This is a genomic window from Flavicella sediminum, assembly GCF_006381105.1.
In the GTDB taxonomy this organism is placed as follows: domain Bacteria; phylum Bacteroidota; class Bacteroidia; order Flavobacteriales; family Flavobacteriaceae; genus Flavicella; species Flavicella sediminum.
Genome location: NZ_VDET01000002.1, coordinates 665,186 through 684,378 on the forward strand (window position 1 = coordinate 665,186; position 19,193 = coordinate 684,378).

At 34.3% G+C, this 19,193-nt stretch carries 12 protein-coding genes and 1 pseudogene; 8 read left to right on the forward strand and 5 right to left on the reverse strand.

All coding sequences use genetic code 11. From position 1 onward, the window contains the following. Nucleotides 1-71 precede the first annotated feature (71 nt). Nucleotides 72-344 (forward strand): Sec-independent protein translocase subunit TatA/TatB, encoded by a 273-nt coding sequence (locus FGM02_RS03320; RefSeq protein ID WP_139956899.1) that lies wholly within the window; start codon nucleotides 72-74, stop codon nucleotides 342-344. Nucleotides 345-355: 11 nt separating this feature from the next. On the opposite strand, the gene FGM02_RS03325 is transcribed toward FGM02_RS03320, so the two are convergent. From FGM02_RS03325 to FGM02_RS03335, 3 genes are read right to left on the reverse strand one after another with little or no spacing between them, the layout of a single operon-like run. Next, entirely contained in the window at nucleotides 356-997 is a 642-nt protein-coding gene (locus tag FGM02_RS03325) for an O-methyltransferase (RefSeq protein WP_139956900.1), read from the reverse strand. A gap of 43 nt (nucleotides 998-1,040) precedes the next feature. After that, on the reverse strand, nucleotides 1,041-1,295 hold the full coding sequence (locus FGM02_RS03330; RefSeq protein ID WP_139956901.1) for a hypothetical protein: 255 nt from the start codon (nucleotides 1,293-1,295) through the stop codon (nucleotides 1,041-1,043). Nucleotides 1,296-1,303: 8 nt separating this feature from the next. Next, nucleotides 1,304-1,873: a sigma-70 family RNA polymerase sigma factor gene (locus FGM02_RS03335; RefSeq protein WP_139956902.1), complete on the reverse strand. Its 570-nt coding sequence runs from the start codon at nucleotides 1,871-1,873 to the stop codon at nucleotides 1,304-1,306. A 363-nt stretch (nucleotides 1,874-2,236) separates the two neighbouring features. Between FGM02_RS03335 and FGM02_RS03340 the strand changes: the two genes are divergently transcribed. The 4 genes and pseudogenes from FGM02_RS03340 (at nucleotide 2,237) to FGM02_RS18395 (ending at nucleotide 6,822) form a co-directional block, all read left to right on the forward strand. Next, nucleotides 2,237-4,456 (forward strand): DUF7133 domain-containing protein, encoded by a 2,220-nt coding sequence (locus FGM02_RS03340; RefSeq protein WP_243739343.1) that lies wholly within the window; start codon nucleotides 2,237-2,239, stop codon nucleotides 4,454-4,456. A gap of 154 nt (nucleotides 4,457-4,610) precedes the next feature. Next, nucleotides 4,611-5,429, forward strand: coding sequence for a 3-methyl-2-oxobutanoate hydroxymethyltransferase (gene panB / locus FGM02_RS03345; RefSeq protein WP_139956903.1), 819 nt, complete (start codon nucleotides 4,611-4,613; stop codon nucleotides 5,427-5,429). Nucleotides 5,430-5,457: 28 nt separating this feature from the next. Then, nucleotides 5,458-6,390 (forward strand): annotated as a pseudogene (locus tag FGM02_RS03350) (2-hydroxyacid dehydrogenase); the annotation flags it as partial. Nucleotides 6,391-6,456: 66 nt separating this feature from the next. Next, nucleotides 6,457-6,822 carry a VOC family protein gene (locus FGM02_RS18395; RefSeq protein WP_394344438.1) on the forward strand — a complete coding sequence of 122 codons (366 nt, stop codon included), beginning with the start codon at nucleotides 6,457-6,459 and terminating at the stop codon, nucleotides 6,820-6,822. A 33-nt stretch (nucleotides 6,823-6,855) separates the two neighbouring features. On the opposite strand, the gene FGM02_RS03355 is transcribed toward FGM02_RS18395, so the two are convergent. Together FGM02_RS03355 and FGM02_RS03360 are read right to left on the reverse strand one after the other, a co-directional pair. Next, nucleotides 6,856-7,335: a GNAT family N-acetyltransferase gene (locus FGM02_RS03355; protein ID WP_139956905.1), complete on the reverse strand. Its 480-nt coding sequence runs from the start codon at nucleotides 7,333-7,335 to the stop codon at nucleotides 6,856-6,858. Nucleotides 7,336-7,375: 40 nt separating this feature from the next. Continuing rightward, nucleotides 7,376-11,608 carry a two-component regulator propeller domain-containing protein gene (locus tag FGM02_RS03360; protein ID WP_139956906.1) on the reverse strand — a complete coding sequence of 1,411 codons (4,233 nt, stop codon included), beginning with the start codon at nucleotides 11,606-11,608 and terminating at the stop codon, nucleotides 7,376-7,378. Nucleotides 11,609-11,882: 274 nt separating this feature from the next. On the opposite strand from FGM02_RS03360, the gene FGM02_RS03365 reads away from it, so the two are divergent. From FGM02_RS03365 to FGM02_RS03375, 3 genes are read left to right on the forward strand one after another with little or no spacing between them, the layout of a single operon-like run. Then, nucleotides 11,883-15,080, forward strand: coding sequence for a SusC/RagA family TonB-linked outer membrane protein (locus FGM02_RS03365; RefSeq protein ID WP_139956907.1), 3,198 nt, complete (start codon nucleotides 11,883-11,885; stop codon nucleotides 15,078-15,080). A gap of 19 nt (nucleotides 15,081-15,099) precedes the next feature. Continuing rightward, nucleotides 15,100-17,058 (forward strand): RagB/SusD family nutrient uptake outer membrane protein, encoded by a 1,959-nt coding sequence (locus FGM02_RS03370; RefSeq protein WP_166461125.1) that lies wholly within the window; start codon nucleotides 15,100-15,102, stop codon nucleotides 17,056-17,058. Between the two features lie 47 nt (nucleotides 17,059-17,105). Then, the gene (locus tag FGM02_RS03375; RefSeq protein ID WP_139956909.1) at nucleotides 17,106-19,133 is read left to right on the forward strand and encodes a hypothetical protein; all 2,028 of its coding nucleotides are present in this window, start codon (nucleotides 17,106-17,108) and stop codon (nucleotides 19,131-19,133) included. Nucleotides 19,134-19,193: the final 60 nt, after the last annotated feature.

Below are 19,193 nucleotides of genomic sequence, written 5' to 3' on the forward strand. Positions count from 1 at the left end.
TTTTATTTGGCACAAAAACAAAGTTCCATTTTCAAGACGATTTACTATCTTTGTGTAAAATTTTTATACCTATGGTCTTATTTATTGGTGCCCCTGAAGTGATGATTGTACTACTTATTGTAGTGATGTTGTTTGGAGCCGACAAAATTCCGGAAATAGCAAGAGGGCTAGGAAAAGGAATGCGTCAAATAAAAGATGCTACCAATGATATAAAACGAGAAATTAATACTAGTGCTGTAAAACACGATATTGATTTAGATGTCACCAAAGACATCAAAAAAGAAATTGATTCGGTAAAAGAAAATTTGGATGATGTAACGGGACCTATTAAAAGAAATTTTTAATAGCACTCATTTTACTTGACTCTAGTCAAAGTTAACCCATCACGAATTGGTAATAAAACCGTTTCTACTCTAGGATCTTCGTTGATGTATTTATTATAGGCTAACAAGGCTTTGGTATCCACATCCTTCGGATTGAGTTCTTCTACAACCTTTCCACTCCACAAAACATTATCTGAAAGAATCACCCCTCCTGAATTCATTTTACCAATAATCAAATCGAAATAATTGCTATAATTTGCTTTATCAGCATCAATAAAAACCAAGTCAAATTTTTCATCAATAGCAGGAATAATCTCTAAAGCATTCCCAACATATTGCACAATTTGAGGACCATATTCGGATTTATCAAAATATTTTCGCTGTAAATCGTACAGTTCTTCATTGCGATCAATGGTATGTAGTTTTCCATGAGAACTCATGCCTTCAGCCATACAAAGCGCAGAATATCCAGTATACGTTCCTACTTCTAAAATATTTTTAGGTTGAATTAATTTAGACACCATGGACAAAACACGACCTTGAAACCCACCACTAAGCATACGTGGGTTTAAAACCGTTTGCCAAGTTTCCCTATTTAACTCTTTTAATAATTTAGGTTCTTGTTGAGAATGTGCCACCACATACTCATCCAATTTTTCTGGTAGAAAATCCATAATTGTTTGGGTATTTTGTAACGAATAAAAAGTACTAAAAAACTTATTCTTTAAAGTTTTCCATATTTTTTCGCATCAATGCTTTTTCTTCTTCAGTCATAGAACAAATAGTAGTTCCACCTTTGTTCAAGTTTAACAATCGAGAAAGTATTGTATTTTGTTTTGTATATAAGGCACAAATTTTACATCCTAAAAAATGAAACCTTAATTTGATGATTTCTACTATTGTTGCTTTTCCATATTGTGATTTATCACAAATTGTGGTAGCTTCATCGCAGGTTAATTTAAATTTTGACATATTCCCTTTTATTTAACAAACCAATTATCTTCCATACATTTTCTAAGCTGTGTTCTTGCTCTATGGATGATAACCCACAAATTAGACGACGTGATATCGAGCTCCTTACAGATTTCTTCCGTATCAAAATCTTGCATTGTTTTCATTTTAAATACCAAGGCATATTTTTCTGGAAGTTTTTCTATACAAGCAGCCAAAGTAGCTCCTAATTCTTCAGTTTCTATAGCTTTATCAGCATCGCTGCCCCAAGTTTGCGGCACACGCTCCTCTATCCAATCCCCTTCATTTTCTCCGTCATTATAAAAATTCATTCGAACTTCAGCTTTTCCTTTATTCGAATTGATTTTTCGATAATAATCAATAATTTTCCTTTTCAGAATTGCAATTAGCCATGTTCGCTCACTTGCCTTTCCTTCAAAATTCTTCATTGCTTTTAAACCTGCAAAAAATGTTTCCTGTACCAAGTCTTTAGAAACCTCAGATTTACTAACTCTTGAAATTGTGTAATTATACAGGTAATCCGCATGTAAATCAATCCATTTATCTGGATTTAATGTATGTTTTGTATCAGTAGTCATTGATTTTTTCCTATTACATCTATTTTTTACAGAGGATAAATATAGGCAATCTTGATTTCTTTTAGGCTGATTATTTATTTTTACTCAAGGAAAGAGCTCTCTACTCAATCAAATTATAATTTCAATCGCCTCAAAAAAACTGTGCTATTTAGCGTAGCCTAAATGCTTTAAAAAACAAGCCCCCGTCAATACGAACAAAAAGCAACCTTAACAACTTGAATAATAGCAAAATAAAACACATTCAAACCTTAAATCAAACATAAAACATTGTATAACTTTCTTCAATGATATAATTCACACAATTATATTTATAATTAAATGTACTTTAGACCACTATAAAAATTAAACCAAAAATCACTTACGATGAAAATAAATTCCACTCGTTTTTCAATGGCAACGATGTCATTTCTTACGACGCTACTTCTGCTAAGTAGTTGCAATGGTAAAAAAGAGTACAAAGACATTATTTACACCAAACCGGCTATCGTAAAAGATCCGCCGATAAGCTTTTTATCTCCGGAAGAAAGCATGAAAACCATGCATCTTCCAGAAGGTTACCACGTAGAACTTGTGGCAAGTGAACCAATGATTAACGAACCTGTTGCCATGGCATGGGATCCTAATGGAAAAATATATGTTGCTGAAATGTTAACGTATATGCAAGATGTAGATGGAACTAATGAAAACAAACCATGGAGTAGAATTTCTGTCTTAGAAGACCTTGATGGAGATGGAAAAATGGACAAAAGCACTGTTTTTATCGACAGCCTGATCCTTCCTCGTATTATTTTACCTTTAGATGACCGAGTGATTGTAGGTGAAACTTACAACAGAGATATGTGGAGCTATAGAGATACCGATGGCGATCAAAAAGCAGATGAGAAAATATTGCTTTTACACGAACCTAAACGTGACAATGCCAATTTGGAACATCAATCGGCAAGCATGCTTTGGAGCATTGATAATTACATGTATTTATCGAGAGGCTCTATAAGATATCGTTTTACCAAAGGTAAAATAGAAACAGACACCTTAGCAGATGCACCACATGGTCAATGGGGATTAACCGAAGACGAAATAGGACAATTGTACTACTCAAGTGCTGGTGGAGAAACTGCTGCTCTTGGTTACCAACAACATCCTTACTATGGAACCCTTGAAATGCCAGGGAAATGGGAAAAAGATTTCGAAAAAGTATGGCCAATTATTGGAACACCTGATGTACAAGGAGGTTTAAAACGTTTGCGTGAAGACGGAACCTTAAATCACTTTACAGCAAGTTGTGGTCAATCAATATTTTTAGGTGACAAACTACCTGCCTATGGAGATTTATTTATTCCAGAACCTGTAGGTCGTTTAATTAGACGTGCAAAAGTATCTAGAGTAAATGGTAAAACTGTTTTAAAAAGTGCCTATCCTGAAACAGAATTCTTAGCCGCAACTGATGCCAATTTCAGACCTGTAGATACAAAAACTGGACCTGATGGATGTTTGTATATCGTAGATATGTACCGAGGAATTATTCAAGAAGGGAACTGGACAAGAAAAGGAAGTTTTTTACGCCCTGTTATTGAACGTAAAGGTTTGGATAAAAACATTCAGAAAGGTAGAATTTACAGAATTGTACACGATGAAATGACGCCAAGTAAAACCACTCCGCTTCTTAAAAAATCTTCTCAGGAATTGTTAGCTTTCTTAGGACATCCAAATTCTTGGTATAGAATGAACGCTCAAAAATTAATAATTTTAAAAGGAGATAAATCAGTACTATCTAATTTGAAGGACACGGCTAAAAGTGATAAAAATGCCTTGGCGCGTTTGCATGCACTTTGGACTTTAGAAGGAATGGATGCCATTGATCCTTCTTTTATAATTGAAAAATTAAAAGACGAAGATACTCGTGTTAAAAATGCTGCTATCCGACTTAGTGAACGCTATTTAAAACAAGGTAATGAAGAAATTCTTACAGCTTTAGCAACTTTACAAAAAGAGGAAGATAAAGATGTACTTGTGCAACTTTTGTTATCATTAAGAGACAGTAAAAGCGATGAAGCTAAAAAAATCATCAGACAAATTATGTACAGAGAACCTACCAATGAAGTAATTACGAAAGTAGGTAAAATTGGTTTGATTGAAGTTCCGCCAATTGTAGAGCAACTTAAAAAGAAATACATTCTTGAAAGCTCGAGGACTAAAAACGACATCGTAAAAGGATACGAAAATTTCAAAACCATTTGTGCTGCTTGTCATGGTATAAACGGTAAAGGAATTGAAGGAATGGCTCCTAGCTTAGTAGGCTCTGAAAGAGTGAAAGGCAATTGGGAAATTACGGCGAAAATTGTCATGAACGGATTAACGGGTCCTATTGAAGGAAAAGAATATGCCGGAGTGATGGCAGGTATGAAACACCAAGACAATGAATGGCTTGCAAGTGTATTGACTTATATTCGTATGGAATTAAATGATGCTTCACCCGTAACAGGTTGGAGATTAAATAAAATTAGAAAGGAAGCCAATGAAAGAGATACTTATTGGACAATTGACGAGTTGTACAAAAAGAAAAAAAAGGCTTCAAAAAAATAGCACCTAATTTTTAACACCAATATAGTATAGCGGGAATTTCATTTTGGAATTCCCGCTATTTTATTTTCCACAAAATTCACTTCTATAGAACCTCCTTCCAAAACTTCACAAATCTTTACGTATTTTTACCGTCTGATTTTTAAACATCGAAAAAATGTCTTTAGCAAAAAAACAATACAAAAGAGTGACCACTAATTCATTGATTGAAATGAAGCACAATGGTGAAAAAATTTCAATGCTTACCGCATATGACTACACCATGGCTAAAATAGTTGACTCTGCGGGCATCGATGTCATTTTAGTTGGAGACTCCGCTTCAAATGTGATGGCAGGGCATGAAACTACTTTGCCGATTACACTAGACCAAATGATCTATCATGCAAGTTCTGTTGTTAGAGCTTCCCTTAGAAGTCTTGTAGTAGTTGATTTACCTTTCGGAAGCTATCAATCTGATCCAAAAGAAGCTTTGCGATCGGCCATTAGAATCATGAAAGAATCTGGAGGCCATGCTATTAAAGTAGAAGGTGGTAAAGAAATAAAAGAATCGATCAAAAGAATACTTGGAGCAGGTATTCCTGTAATGGGACATTTAGGTTTAACACCTCAATCTATTTATAAATTTGGTACTTATAGCGTTAGAGCAAAAGAAGAAGCGGAAGCAGAAAAATTAATTGAGGACGCCATGCTTTTAGAACGACTTGGATGTTTCTCTATTGTTTTAGAAAAAGTTCCTGCAGCCTTAGCAAAACAAGTTGCTGAAAGCATCAACATTCCTGTAATTGGTATTGGAGCTGGAAATGGTGTGGATGGTCAAGTGTTGGTTACCCATGACATGGTAGGAATGACTCACGAATTTCATCCTAGATTTTTACGTCGTTATTTAAATTTATTTGACGACATGTCCAATGCCTTCAAACAATACAGCAAAGATGTAAAGTCGAAAGATTTTCCTAGTGACAAAGAACAGTATTAGAAATTCAGATTTCAAAATTCAGTAACACATGAAGGTTCTCCATATAGATAGCAATCACCCACTTTTAGAACTGGGTTTAGAAAAATTAGGCTGCACAAATCACCAAGATTACACGTCGAATAAAGAGGCTATTGAAAGTAAAATTCATTTGTATGACGGCATAGTAATTAGAAGTCGCTTTAAAATTGACAAACAATTCTTAGACAAGGCCAGTCAGTTAAAATTTATAGCCAGAGTTGGTGCCGGATTGGAAAGTATTGACATTGATTATGCCGAAAAAAAAGGAGTCTATCTAATTTCTGCTCCTGAAGGAAACAGAAATGCAGTAGGAGAACATGCACTGGGCATGTTATTGTCACTTTTTAACAAAATTAAACAGGCCGATGCTCAAATACGAAAAGGCAAATGGCTGCGTGAAGAAAACAGAGGCTTAGAGTTGGATGGCAAAACTGTTGGGCTTATTGGCTATGGAAACATGGGGAAATCTTTTGCTAAAAAACTTAGAGGTTTTGATGTGGAAGTTCTTTGTTATGACATTAAAGAAAATGTAAGCGATGAAAATTGCCGACAAACAACCTTAACAGAAATTCAAGAAAAGGCAGATGTTTTAAGTATTCATACACCATACAACGAACTTTCTGACAAAATGATCAATAGAGAAATGATCAGCCTTTTTAAAAAACCTTTTTATTTAATCAATACCGCAAGGGGTTCCGCAGTGGTTACAGATCATTTAGTTGAAGGTTTATTATCAGGTAAAATATTGGGTGCCTGTTTGGATGTTTTAGAATACGAAAAAGGTTCTTTTGAAAATTTATTTGAAAACAAATCCTTCCCTCCGGCATTTGACTATTTAATTCATTCCGAACAAGTTTTATTATCTCCTCATGTAGCGGGTTGGACGGTTGAATCCAAAGAAAAACTTGCACAAACCTGTGTAGATAAAGTCGCTGCCAAATTTTACAACATTTATGCGAACCCAAATCAACAAATTCAACAAACGGAAGACGTAGGTAAAGTTACAGGAATTGGCGGTGTATTTTTTAAAACCAAAGATGTTGAAAAAACAAAAGCATGGTATCAAAAACACTTGGGTTTTGCCACAGATGACTACGGAAGTACTTTTTGGTGGAATGATTTAGAACACAAAGCTGCCACAACGCAATGGTCTCCTTTTAAGCAAGAAAGCAATTACTTTGAGCCATCTAAAAAAGACTTTATGCTAAATTACCGGGTTAGTAATTTAGACAATTTACTGATCGAACTGGAAAAAGAAGGCGTTACATTAATTGACAAACCTGAAGAATTTAGTTATGGTAAATTTGCTTGGATTTTAGATTTAGACGGTAACAAAATTGAGCTTTGGGAACCTATTGACAAAGCTTTTCAATAAAACAACAACAGCTCGCTTTTTATAAAAAGTGAGCTATAAGCTTTCTACATACTTTTTTAAACTTTCCGCATCCATTTGAACAACTTGCCAATCGTCTAATATTTTGGCACCTGTACTTTCGTAAAATTTAACTGCGTTGGTATTCCAATCCAACACGTTCCATTCAATTCGTTTTAAGCCCAACTGAACACCATAAGCAAGCACTTTATTGTACAAACCTTTTCCAATTCCTTTCCCTCGAAAAGCTTCTTTAACAATTAAATCTTCCAAATGAATTGTTTTTCCTTTCCAAGTAGAATAACGATAATAAAACAAAGCAATTCCAACAATTTCTTCATCTACCAGTCCAACAAAAACTTCAAATAGTGGGTTTTCACCAAATCCATCTCGTTCCAAATCTTTCACGGTTACCTCCACTGCATCCGATTCTTTTTCAAAATGAGCCAATTCACAAATACAGGTATGCACAGCTTTCATATCGGATACTAAAGCTTTTCTTATTGTAAAATTCATTATTCTTTTAATTTCAAATTGTTCTGTTAATTCAACTTACTTATTCTTCCCTATTCTTTTTATCTCGCACATACTTGCTAGGAATGACTCCAAACTGTTTTTTAAAACATTTAGAAAAATAAGATCCTGTACTAAACCCAGTATTGTACATAATTTCTTTAATTGACAAATCGCTGCTTTCAATAAGCTGCATGGCTCTTTTTAAACGAATATTTCTAATAAATTCACTTGAAGAAAGTCCGGTAATTTCTTTCAACTTTAAATACAAATTACTTCTACTCAAGCACATTTCCTTCACTAGCATTTCCACGCTGAATTCACTATCCGCCATATGCTCTTCAACAATTTTAATGGCATTTTGTAAAAATTTCTCATCCGCAGAAGTCACAGTAACCTCATTAGGCTGCAAGGTAATTTCTCTATTAAAACGTTTTCTTAGCTCCGCTCTATTCTTTAAAATATTCGATAATTTAAGTCGTAATAACTCCATATCAAAAGGTTTTCTGATATAACCATCAGCTCCTGTTTTTAGGCCTTCAATCTCCCATTCTTGAGATAATTTTGCGGTAAGCATTACTACAGGAATATGACTTGTTTCTTGTGCTGTCTTTAATTTTTCACACAATTCCACACCATCCATGATAGGCATCATCAAATCGGTAACAATAACATTTGGCAAGACTTTATTCGCTACTTCCAATCCTTGTTTTCCGTTTTCCGCCTCATAAATATAATACTCTTCACCTAAAACCTGTTTTACAAAAGATCGAATATCCTCATTATCATCTACAATAAGTAGTACGGGTAGTTTTGATCTAGATCTAGAAATATTTTTATCTACAATATCATCAATAACGCTAATGGCATGAGATTCCGCATCGGTTTGACTGACATAATTTTCTTTAGCTGCTACCAAATCTAAACTGATCTCTTCTTTGTTTTCATAGGCTTCTTTATTTTTTGGAAGCCAAACAAAAAAGGTAGTCCCCTCTTTTGGATCGCTACTAACATCAATAATACCTTGGTGTAATTCTACCAAATTCTTGGTATAAGAAAGCCCAATTCCTGCTCCTTTTTTATTGACACCTATTTTATCAACCTCTACATAAAAACGTTCAAAAACATGACTAATTCGATGTGCAGGAATCCCTGGCCCTGAATCTTTTACTTTTATTAAAATATAATTTTCAAAATCAATATTTCGATACTTATTTTTTATTTCTCCATTGGATTTATCTCCCTCCATTACATCAATCTGAACCTCACCTTCTTCAGGCGTAAATTTAAAGGCATTGGATAAAAGATTATTTACAATTTTTTCCAAAGCATTAGAATCAAACCAAGTGGCTATTTTTTCATTTGATGCTTCCAATTTAAATTCAATTCTTTTTTTATGAGACAAAAACTGAAACGGCTCACAAATATCTTTTAAAAATTGTACGATATCATTTTTAGAAACCATAAGATCCAATTTTCCTTTGTCCATCTTTCTAAAATCTAGCAACTGATTGATCAAGCGCAGCAAATAATTGGTGTTCTTTTGCATCAATTTGTATTTATCTTTGACCTCCTTTGGACTGATTGCATCTCCTTCTTTTAATAGAAAATCTAAGGGACCTTTTATCAAGGTTAAGGGGGTTCTAAACTCATGTGATATATTGGTAAAAAACTCAAGTTTTAGTCGGTGAATTTCATCATTCTTTTCTTTTTCCAACGATTTAAATTCCAAATCAAATTTCTTAGAAGTCTTTATGACTGTAAAACGCCTAAAGGCAACTAGCAGCCCTATAAAAATTAACAAGTATATAAATTTTGCCCATTGTGTTCGCCAAATTGGTGGCGTGACAATTATTTTTAATGTCGCAGGAGAATCATCCCAAACACCATCGTTATTAGAAGCCTTTACTTTTAAGGTATACGAGCCAGGCTCTAAATTTGTATACGTTGCAAATCTATCTTTTGAGGTAGTATAAATCCAATCATCTTTAAATCCTTCTAATTTATACGCATACTGATTTTTATTTGGCGCCGCATAATGCAAGGCTGCAAATTCAAAAGAAAAACTATTCTCTTCATACTTCAATTCAATTTCATTTATTTCATTGATCGATTTTTCAAGAATAACCCGTCCATTGACTTCCTCTCCTATTTGTACATTTTTTTTAAAGATAGAAAAACCTGTAAAAACAGTTTCTGGATTGATTTTGTTGGTATATAATTTTGAAGGATTGAATACATTGTAACCATTTACACCTCCAAATAAAAATTCTCCATCCTCCTTTTTAAAACAAGCCAATTCACCAAACTCATTACTTTGGAGCCCATCATTTACATCGTAATTTTTAAAAGTTTCTGTAGCAGGATTAAATTTAGAGAGACCTTTGTTTGTGGAGACCCATAAATTTTTCTGGTTGTCCTCTAATATTCCTTTAATGGCATTGTTAGGCAGTCCGTCCTTTATTGAATAGCGAATAAATTTCCCTTTCTTATTTTCTGATGGAGGAATGTATTTATTCAAACCACCTCCCAAAGTACCAATCCATAAATCGCCCAAACTACTTTCAAAAATGGTCATTACGTAATTGTGACTCAAACTTTCATGGTTCGTTTTATCATTTTTATACACAATCATTTTAGGATTGTTTTCATGAATTTCCGAAGCCTCTAATTTACACAGTCCATCACCTGTACCAAACCATATATTGCCCTCTTGATCTTCACAAATGTCTCTAATGATATTGTTTGGAATACTAGTCGGATTGTTTGGATCTTCTTCTAAAAGTGTTTTTTTGTATACGCCGGGTGTAGCCGTCGTCAACCATCTATACACCCCTTTAGAATAGGTACCCGTCCATATATTTTGTTTAGAATCCTGCAGAATACTAAATACACTTGCTTTGATATCTTTGATCTTAACAAAATCCTTCTCATTATAAGCTTGTTTTTTGGTTATATCTAGCTCCAACAATCCTGGAATCTGCTCTCCTCCAACAAATAATTTCTTTTTATCACCTTCAACAATTTCAGCAATTGAAAATACTTTTAAGGCATTTTTAAAATGTTGAAAACTTCGATTATTGGAATTCGTATCACCTTCTAATAACAAATTCAAACCTCCACCTTCAGTTCCAATCCACAAATCTTTATTGCTATCTTCAAAAATGGCCCTAATTTTATCATTGCTCAAACTTTCTTCTCGTGAGGTTTTTCGAATATGTTTGATTCTTTTGGTTTTCGGATCAAATTTATTAACGCCACCTCCATTTAAACCTAACCAAATCACGCCTGTTTTATCTGAATACAAAGATTTTACAGAATTTTTACTAATGCTATTGATTGGATTTTCAGGATCGTATTTAGAACGGGTCAATAATTTATTGTCCTTTAATCTTATTTGAAACAAGCCATTTGTGGACCCTCCCCAAAGAAATCCTTTATCAACAATAATACTTTGAAAGCTTCCTGGATACATCAAAGTAACTTTTTCCGCATCTGATTGATTGGATAAAGAATACACCCCTTTTCCAGTTCCAAAATACAATTTCCCCTTGGCATCTGCCGCCATAGACCTAACAGGGGTAATTGGCAATCCTAAACTTTTATTCACTCTTTGAAAATAAAAATCTCCTATATTATTCACCAATAATTTATACAAACCATTTCCGGTACAAGCCCATAATTGGTAGTTCTCATCTTCAAAGAAAGAATGTACAGTAGTCGCTCTAATTTTATTGCTAAAATTCATATCACTTCCATGATTGAATTTAAACTTCTGAAAAGTTACAGAATCTAAAGACTTATCAAGGTCCAACATATTGATTCCATTTTTAGTCCCCACCCACAAATGATTCGATTTATCAATATAAACCGAAGTCAAATAATCATTACTTAAGCTGCTAGGATTATTCTTATCATTCATGAAATGACGAAATTCTTCCGTGCTTTTATCAAAATAATTCAAACCACTACCTGTGGTTCCTATCCATAAATTCCCGGTTTTATCACCAACAACATCCATAATTAAATTGCTGTTGATACTCTTAGGATTTGAAGGATCTAAATTATAAACACGAAAAGCATATCCATCATATCTATTCAAACCATCATGGGTTCCAAACCACATAAATCCCTGTTTGTCTTGATAAATACAATTCACATCATTTTGCGACAAACCATCTTCAGAAGACAAATGATCTATTCCAAGAGATCTTTGCGCATTTAAAAATCCGATGACAACAAAATTGAGGACTAAGGCTTGAAGTATTTTATTCATAAATTTTATGTAGTATTAATAGATAAAAAGGAAAAAGAATACTGTAAATTTATTCTTTCCGCAAGATAAAAACATCTGTTCCAAATACAAGGATTAAAAAAAGTCAAAAATAAGACGATCTAGTTTTTATCTAGATTAAAATTAAGCCTTTTTAGGTAGTAAATTCAATTTTCCAATCAATAAATCCATAAGTAACTTTATAAAAACCATTTGTTCCATCTAGCAACTTAAATAATTTCAACCTTTGTAGAAATTAACTTTAAAACTAAACAATATGAAATTCAAACTACTTGATTATTGGAAGCTCAAAACATGCACAGCCCTGTGTTTGTTGCTAATGAGCTTTGGGTCAATTCAAGCTCAAAAGCGTGTCATCAAAGGAATTGTAACCGGAGATGGCGGCCCTTTACCAGGGGTAAGTGTATTAGTTAAAGGAACTGCAAATGGAGTTACGACCGACTTTGATGGATACTATGAAATTAAAACAAACTCAAAAGCAACCTTACTTTTTAGCTATATCGGATTTGTAATTCAAGAAATCCAAGTTAAAAATCAAACCAAAATTAATGTCGATTTACAATCTGATGTATCTGCTTTAGAAGAAGTCGTTGTTATTGGTTATGGTTCTCAAAAGAAGAAAGAAGTAACAGGTGCAGTTGGCTCTATTAAGGCCGAAGATTTGGTTAAAACCACAACTTCAGATCTTGGATCAGCACTGCAAGGACAAATTGCGGGGGTAAATATTACAGCTAGTTCTGGTGCTCCAGGTGAAGAAGCGAATATTTTAATTCGTGGATTTAGTTCCTTAATGGATGGACAAAACAGTCCGCTATATGTAGTAGATGGAATTCCTTTTGACTCAGATCCTCAATTGAGTATTTCTGAAATTGAATCTATTGATGTACTAAAAGATGCTGCTTCTGCTTCTATTTACGGAACACGTGGTGCAGGTGGTGTTATTTTAATTACTACAAAACAAGGTAAAGTTGGACAAATGAATATTCGCGTAAATTCAGAATATGGTGTTCAAAACATTACTTCTCGTTTTGACCCAATGTCAAAAGAAGAATACACCTATATTCATTTATTAAGAGGCGCTTTAAACTCTGACAAATCGCAAGGAGGGGTAGATGGTGACATCCACAGAAATTCAAGCTACTTTACAAATAACACAGATATTGGCGATGTTTTATTGGTTAACAATGCAGCCATTCAAAATCATTCAGTAAATGTATCTGGAGGTAAAGACGGATTAACCTATAGTTTTAACGCCAACTTTTTTGACCAAGAAGGGGTATTTTACAACTCAAACTACAAAAGGTTTAATGTTCGTTCAAATACACAATTCACAAAAGGAAAGTGGAAAGTAACAACAGGATTGACTTTCAAAAGAGACTCTAAGCAAGTTCCCTTTGGAGGAATGATGAATCAAATTTACCAATACCAAACTTTCAAACCATCTATTAGTTTAGATACAGATGCACTTGCAGATATTTCTGAAATTAGTTTGGATGATCCAGGAAATGATTGGAAATTAAATGAAGCTAGAAGACTTGCCAATGCGGTAAGAGTTATCAAAACAGATGAAATAAGAAACGGAAATAGCCATACAGGAAATGTTCAATTTGCCTATGATGCAACCAAAGCATTAAAATTAACGGCTCGATTTGCAGCTACGTATTCTGACAGCAAATATGTAAAAATTGTTCCTCGTTTTGATATCTATAATACAGAAGGTGATTTGATTACAAATCCTAACAATATTACTTCAAACCAAACAACAGGAATTACTTCTTCTAAAATTACTTCAGAACAATTCTTATCTTATAAAAAACAATTCGGAAAACACAACCTAACACTTTTAGCGGGTACGTCTTTTGAAAAATCTACGTACGAAAGTTACCGAGTTGAAGTAAGAAATAACTTACACCCAGCAATTACCGTTTTAAACAATTACGAATTACTTTGGGAAATTGAATCTGCACCTAATGCAGGTCAACCTGATTATACAAGAACTTTATTAGGAAACATTGCCAGAGTTCAATACAACTACGACGGTAAGTATTTATTTAGTGCAAGTGGTCGTTATGATGGATCGTCTCAATTTAGTGACGGAAACAGATGGGGATTCTTCCCTTCTGCCTCTGTAGGTTGGAATGTATCTGACGAATATTTTTGGGACCCAATTAAAGACGTTGTAAACTCATTTAAAATTAGAGCTAGTTACGGTACTACAGGTAATGACAGATTCACACCTTATAGCAATCAAACAGTGGTTCAGCCAGGTACCGATTTCGTATTTGGATCAGACAATGCAGCCGACAATCTTACCAATCCTGGTGCTGAAGCCGTTGCTTTAGGAACAACTCAGTTAAAATATTCAAATGAAGATTTGAAATGGGAAACCAACATTGAAACAAATATTGGTTACGACATCGGATTGTTTAGAAATAAATTGACCGTGACAACTGACATTTACAAAAATGAAAAAAGAGATTTGTTATACCAAGTAGTAAACCCTCCTTCAACAGGGGTATCTGGTCAAAACAGAAACACTATTTTCAATATTGGAAACATGGAAAACTCAGGAATTGAGTATGCCGTAAAATACAAACACAAAAGTAGATCTGGTTTGAACTGGAATGTTGCGGGTACCTATACTCAAAATAACAATATTGTTACCAAAACAAGTCCAAACAATCCAATTATTAGATTGGACAATAGTAATATTTCAACTGCTGGAACAAATGAATTGGTTAGTGTTATTACTGAAGGTTATGAGGCCGCTGCTTTTTTCTTACGCGAAACAGACGGAGTTATTCAAACACAAGAACAGTTAGATATTTACAAACAAATTGACCCAAGTGCAAAACTTGGTGAGTTAATGTATATAGATCAACTGACCGAAGACACAAATAACGATGGTATTCCTGATGCTGGAAACGGTAGAATTGATGACAACGACAAAGTGTATGCTGGTTCAGGAACACCTGACTATGAAATTGGATTAAATTTCAATGCCAATTACAAAGGGTTCGACTTTACCATGCAATGGTATGGGTCTTTTGGAGCTGAAGTAATGAACGGAAGTAAAGCCTATGCGTATCAAGTAGGTACCCACCGCGATTTATTTTACTCTTGGACACAAAACCATCAAAATGCAACCATCCCTTGGTACAATGGTAACAACACAAGATCTTACAGAGGGGGTTCTGACTACTTCCTAGAAGATGGAGATTTTATCAGACTAAGAAATATTTCTTTAGGGTATTCTATTCCTAAAAAGAAATTAGAAAAATTTGGCGTGAGCAAATTAAGATTTTACATCCAAGCTCAAAACCCAATTACAATTACAGACTATTCAGGATTTGACCCTGAAGTAGGAAACAACGGGTTAAGTACTCGTGGTATAGATAGAGGAAGATATCCAGTATCTTCTCAATACAAGGCAGGTCTACAATTTCAATTTTAATTAGCTAAAAATGAAAAAAATGAAGACAGAAACCAAAAAAAAGACAGCAGAAATGATGAAATTTATAACTAGAAAAATAATTCCTCTTTTGGTACTTGCCCTAACATTTCAGGCATGTTTAGATGAATTAGATCAAATAAACCCAAACGCTCTTACCAACGGTAGTTTTTGGCAAAATGCCGGTGATTTAAATGCCGGATTGAACGCGACTTATGCAGCACTTAGAGACGAGAATATTTTAGGAATTACCTGGGAAACAACTCGTACGGATATTTGTGTACCTTTTTCTCAAAGAAGTAATGTAACAGGAAATCCAATCTATGACCAAAGTTTTGACTTATCTACAAATGAAGTACAAAACAAATGGGATGCTTGTTATTTAGGAATCTTTAGAGCCAATCAGGTTTTAGATGCTTATTACAATTTACAAGAAACCTTTACTACAGAAACAGCTATTGAATCTGGTTTACGAATTGAAGCCCAAGCAAGAGCTATTAGAGGTTATTTATATTATGTATTGCACACGAATTACAACTATGGTTCGGTACCTTTATTTACTTCAGTACCTAAAGTTTTTGAAGATTTTCAAAAAACCTTTGCAACGGCTGACGCTGTAAAAGAATTTTACAGAGCGGAATTGAAATACGGTATTGAAAACTTACCTGGAACCTACAATGCATGGCAGTCTGATGTCGGAAATGGAAATTTAGGTCGTGTTACTGGTGGTTTTTGCGAAGCTTTATTAGCTAAAAGTTATATGAATGAAAATAATTTCACCGAAGCAAAACCTTACTTAGAAAACGTAATGAACAATTACGATTATGCTTTGGTAGATGATTTATCAAAATGTTTTACAGGAATCTCAGAATTCAATTCAGAATCGATTTTTGAAATAAATTATTCAAACACTATTAATCCATTAGGATTAGACGAGCAACAACTTTCTCAAAGAATTTCTAACTTCCTAAACAACGGAAACAGAGTGCAACCAACTTCTTGGTTGGCATTAAAATATAGAGATGAAAGACCTGACCCTTTAGATCCTGCTAATTTAGTAGACCGAAATACGTATTTAGCAAATGGTGATTTAGACTCTGTTCAAGTTGGCGTTGTAAGAATGTACAGCAAACGTATGGGGAACTCTATGTCATCCGTAGACGACAGGGATGAAATGATGTATGGTGTTGAAAGTGCACAATATGGTTCACATATTGACGCATCGCCTCACGCCAAGCAATTTGCGAACTTTTGGAAAAAATTCACTAGCTGGAATACAGCTAATGGAGGTTCTGGAGAAGATGAAAGTGCTGATGGTAGACAAAGAGGAGAAATTAACATTCCTGTAATACGTTTGGCAGAAATCTATCTTTTGTACGCAGAAGTAATGATTGAGGAAGGAAACAATTCAGAAGCCTTAAGATATATCAACAGAATAAGAAAACGTTCTCATTTAATTCTTTTAGGAAAATCATCAGATGGAAGCGCTGAATTTGCAGGTGCACAAACTACCTATGATGAGCTTACCTACGACAAAGCAGCTTTGACAGAGCACTTAAGATTTACGGAAAAACCTTTAGAATTGGCTTTAGAAGCTGAAAGAACTACTGATTTAAGACGTTGGGGTGTTTGGAAAGAAACTTTACAAAAAATAGCCATTCCAGATTATGATGCGTGGCATTTTAGAAACAACAGAATGGGAAAAAACCCGACTAGATGGAGATGTTTTATTACTCCTAGAGGAGAATATCCTGCGGATCAAATTGTATACAACGACCCGCTTGTACCAATTTATCCTTTAAGAATTCTAGACAACCCAAATACTCCAAATGACGAATCAAATGTGAATGGAAATAGAAGAACCAATGAAGCACATTTAAAAGATCATTTAACAGGTTCAGTGAATTTTATTGAAGAATTACATTCTTATTTACCTGTTCCTCAAGACGAGATCAACTCTAACTTAAAATGGGATCAATAATTTAAGATTCAGCACAACACCTGAAACTTTTAACAAAATATACAATTATGAAAAACATAAAAAACATAGTTAAATTGTTCTTTTTACTTACGCTGGTGGTATTCACTAGCTGTGATCAGAATGACTACGAGGTGCCAGAAAGCTTTACCGATCTTTCTATTGCCTTAACCTCTGGAGCCTCTTCTGCAAGAGAAGCAGAAGTAAACAGATTCTTTTCATTAATGGACATGTCTGCGGGAGCCGTAAAACATGAATGGAGAATTCCTAAAGGAAGTTTCTTTTTAAAAGGACCTATTCCTAACAACTTAACAAACCATGATGAATACATCATCAATGCAGGTGATACGATCTCTTCAGACAAAACAGTACATGTATTATTCAAAAAAGGAGATACGGCAACTGTCATTCAATACTATGGTGAATTTAACGACTCTACTTCTTTTATCTACAATTCTTTCTGGGATTCTTCTATCAACGCAAATGTTGAAGACACCATTAAGACAATAAAAATTGGAGACAAGTGGGTTGCTGAACACAATTTCATTTTAGATGTTTACGATACGGTTGTAGCAGCCGCTGAATTAAGATTAACAGATGGAACTGTTATTGATCATGTAGATACACCATCTATGACATTTACCTTTGGAGACACTCTTGTATTTGAAGATTTGAGTAACTTTTTACCAAACAACAACGCAAGACCCGACGAATCAAGATGGCGTTTGCACACCATTGAAGACAATGAAGAAGACTGGACTTACAGAACTATAGGAACGCAAACTAGAGATGGAGATATGGAAAAACTTCTTATTGAAGAATATCCTTTAATGCAACTAGGATCCTTTAGAGCTGAATTAACAGCAACTAGAGCCAGAACAGAAACATTAAGACAAAGTCAAGACATTTATGAAACACCAATGATTATAAATGTAGTACCCGTAGCAGAAAATTTAGAAATCATCAGCACAGAAGCTGTTGTGGAATCTGATAGTGATGTTATTTTAATTCCAATAAACTATCGTTTAAAAGCATTCACTGAAAACCTTGCCGGTAATTTTACAGTTAAAGTAGATGGAACAGTAAGACCTGTAGCAACAGCAGCAAATCAAAATGCTCAATTAGAAGGCAAACGTATTGCTAAAATTGCCTTAACCCTGGAAACTCCTTTAGTACCTTCAGATGCAAGTAAAACTATTACTGTATCTTATAGTGGAACTAAAATTGTTTCTTTAGATGACCGTCCGTTACAAGCATTTTCAGACGCTCCAATAACCGTGTATGTACCACAACCAATTATTCAAACAGGTGCTATTATGGAAACTAGTGATGACAAAATTCAAATTGGTTTTGATCAAGCTATCGACCCAACGTCCCTTGTCAACGCTACAGATGCCAAGGCTGGATTTGTTATTGGTTTAAATGGAGGAGTTGGAACAATCGCTACAATTGCAGTAAATTCTTCAGACTCAAAAATACTTGATATAACTTTAGTTGAAGGTGTTTTCAGAAATGATGTCATAACAGTAGCTTATACTGGACCTGGTGAAATTGCCTCTGTTGGAGGAGGAATTATCTCTGATTTCGCTGCAAAAACAGTTGTAATGAATCAAGATGACTTCTTAGGAACTATTGGTGATTTTGAAGGAGTTTTTGCAGATAATTATACGAATGCAGGTACAAATGGCACCGGAACCGCAACTCTTGAAGCCCCAACCGGAGGAGCTTCTAAAGGAACTCAAGCCTTACATCTTTTTTCGCCAGATGGTTCTAAAGCCGTAGTTAACTCAATTGCAAAAATTTCTTTTGTCTCAGGTACTTCTTACACGATTAAATTCAAAAGATATATTGCTACTGGAACAGATGTTAGTAAATTTTCTAAATTTATTCTTGGAGGAAAAACATTTAATGACAACTACAACAACACAATCATGTTAGATCAATGGGTTGAATATAGTATAGACTTCATTCCAACTTCGGATGGTGAATCTACATTTAAAGTACAAACAATTCCAGCAGGAGACTGTAACGTTTACTATGATGACATTACTATTGCACTTACAGAAACAAGAATCTAAGATTCGTTACTAAATTAAGTTTAAAAGGCTCTCAGAAATGGGAGCCTTTTTTCATTCAAA

What these genes read in the sequence shown, in the direction of transcription:
- FGM02_RS03320 (WP_139956899.1), top strand. Translation starts at nt 72, where the DNA reads ATGGTCTTATTTATTGGTGCCCCTGAAGTGATGATTGTACTACTTATT.
- FGM02_RS03325 (WP_139956900.1), bottom strand. Translation starts at nt 997, where the DNA reads ATGGATTTTCTACCAGAAAAATTGGATGAGTATGTGGTGGCACATTCT.
- FGM02_RS03330 (WP_139956901.1), bottom strand. Translation starts at nt 1,295, where the DNA reads ATGTCAAAATTTAAATTAACCTGCGATGAAGCTACCACAATTTGTGAT.
- FGM02_RS03335 (WP_139956902.1), bottom strand. Translation starts at nt 1,873, where the DNA reads ATGACTACTGATACAAAACATACATTAAATCCAGATAAATGGATTGAT.
- FGM02_RS03340 (WP_243739343.1), top strand. Translation starts at nt 2,237, where the DNA reads ATGAAAATAAATTCCACTCGTTTTTCAATGGCAACGATGTCATTTCTT.
- panB (WP_139956903.1), top strand. Translation starts at nt 4,611, where the DNA reads ATGTCTTTAGCAAAAAAACAATACAAAAGAGTGACCACTAATTCATTG.
- FGM02_RS03355 (WP_139956905.1), bottom strand. Translation starts at nt 7,335, where the DNA reads ATGAATTTTACAATAAGAAAAGCTTTAGTATCCGATATGAAAGCTGTG.
- FGM02_RS03360 (WP_139956906.1), bottom strand. Translation starts at nt 11,608, where the DNA reads ATGAATAAAATACTTCAAGCCTTAGTCCTCAATTTTGTTGTCATCGGA.
- FGM02_RS03365 (WP_139956907.1), top strand. Translation starts at nt 11,883, where the DNA reads ATGAAATTCAAACTACTTGATTATTGGAAGCTCAAAACATGCACAGCC.
- FGM02_RS03370 (WP_166461125.1), top strand. Translation starts at nt 15,100, where the DNA reads ATGAAGACAGAAACCAAAAAAAAGACAGCAGAAATGATGAAATTTATA.
- FGM02_RS03375 (WP_139956909.1), top strand. Translation starts at nt 17,106, where the DNA reads ATGAAAAACATAAAAAACATAGTTAAATTGTTCTTTTTACTTACGCTG.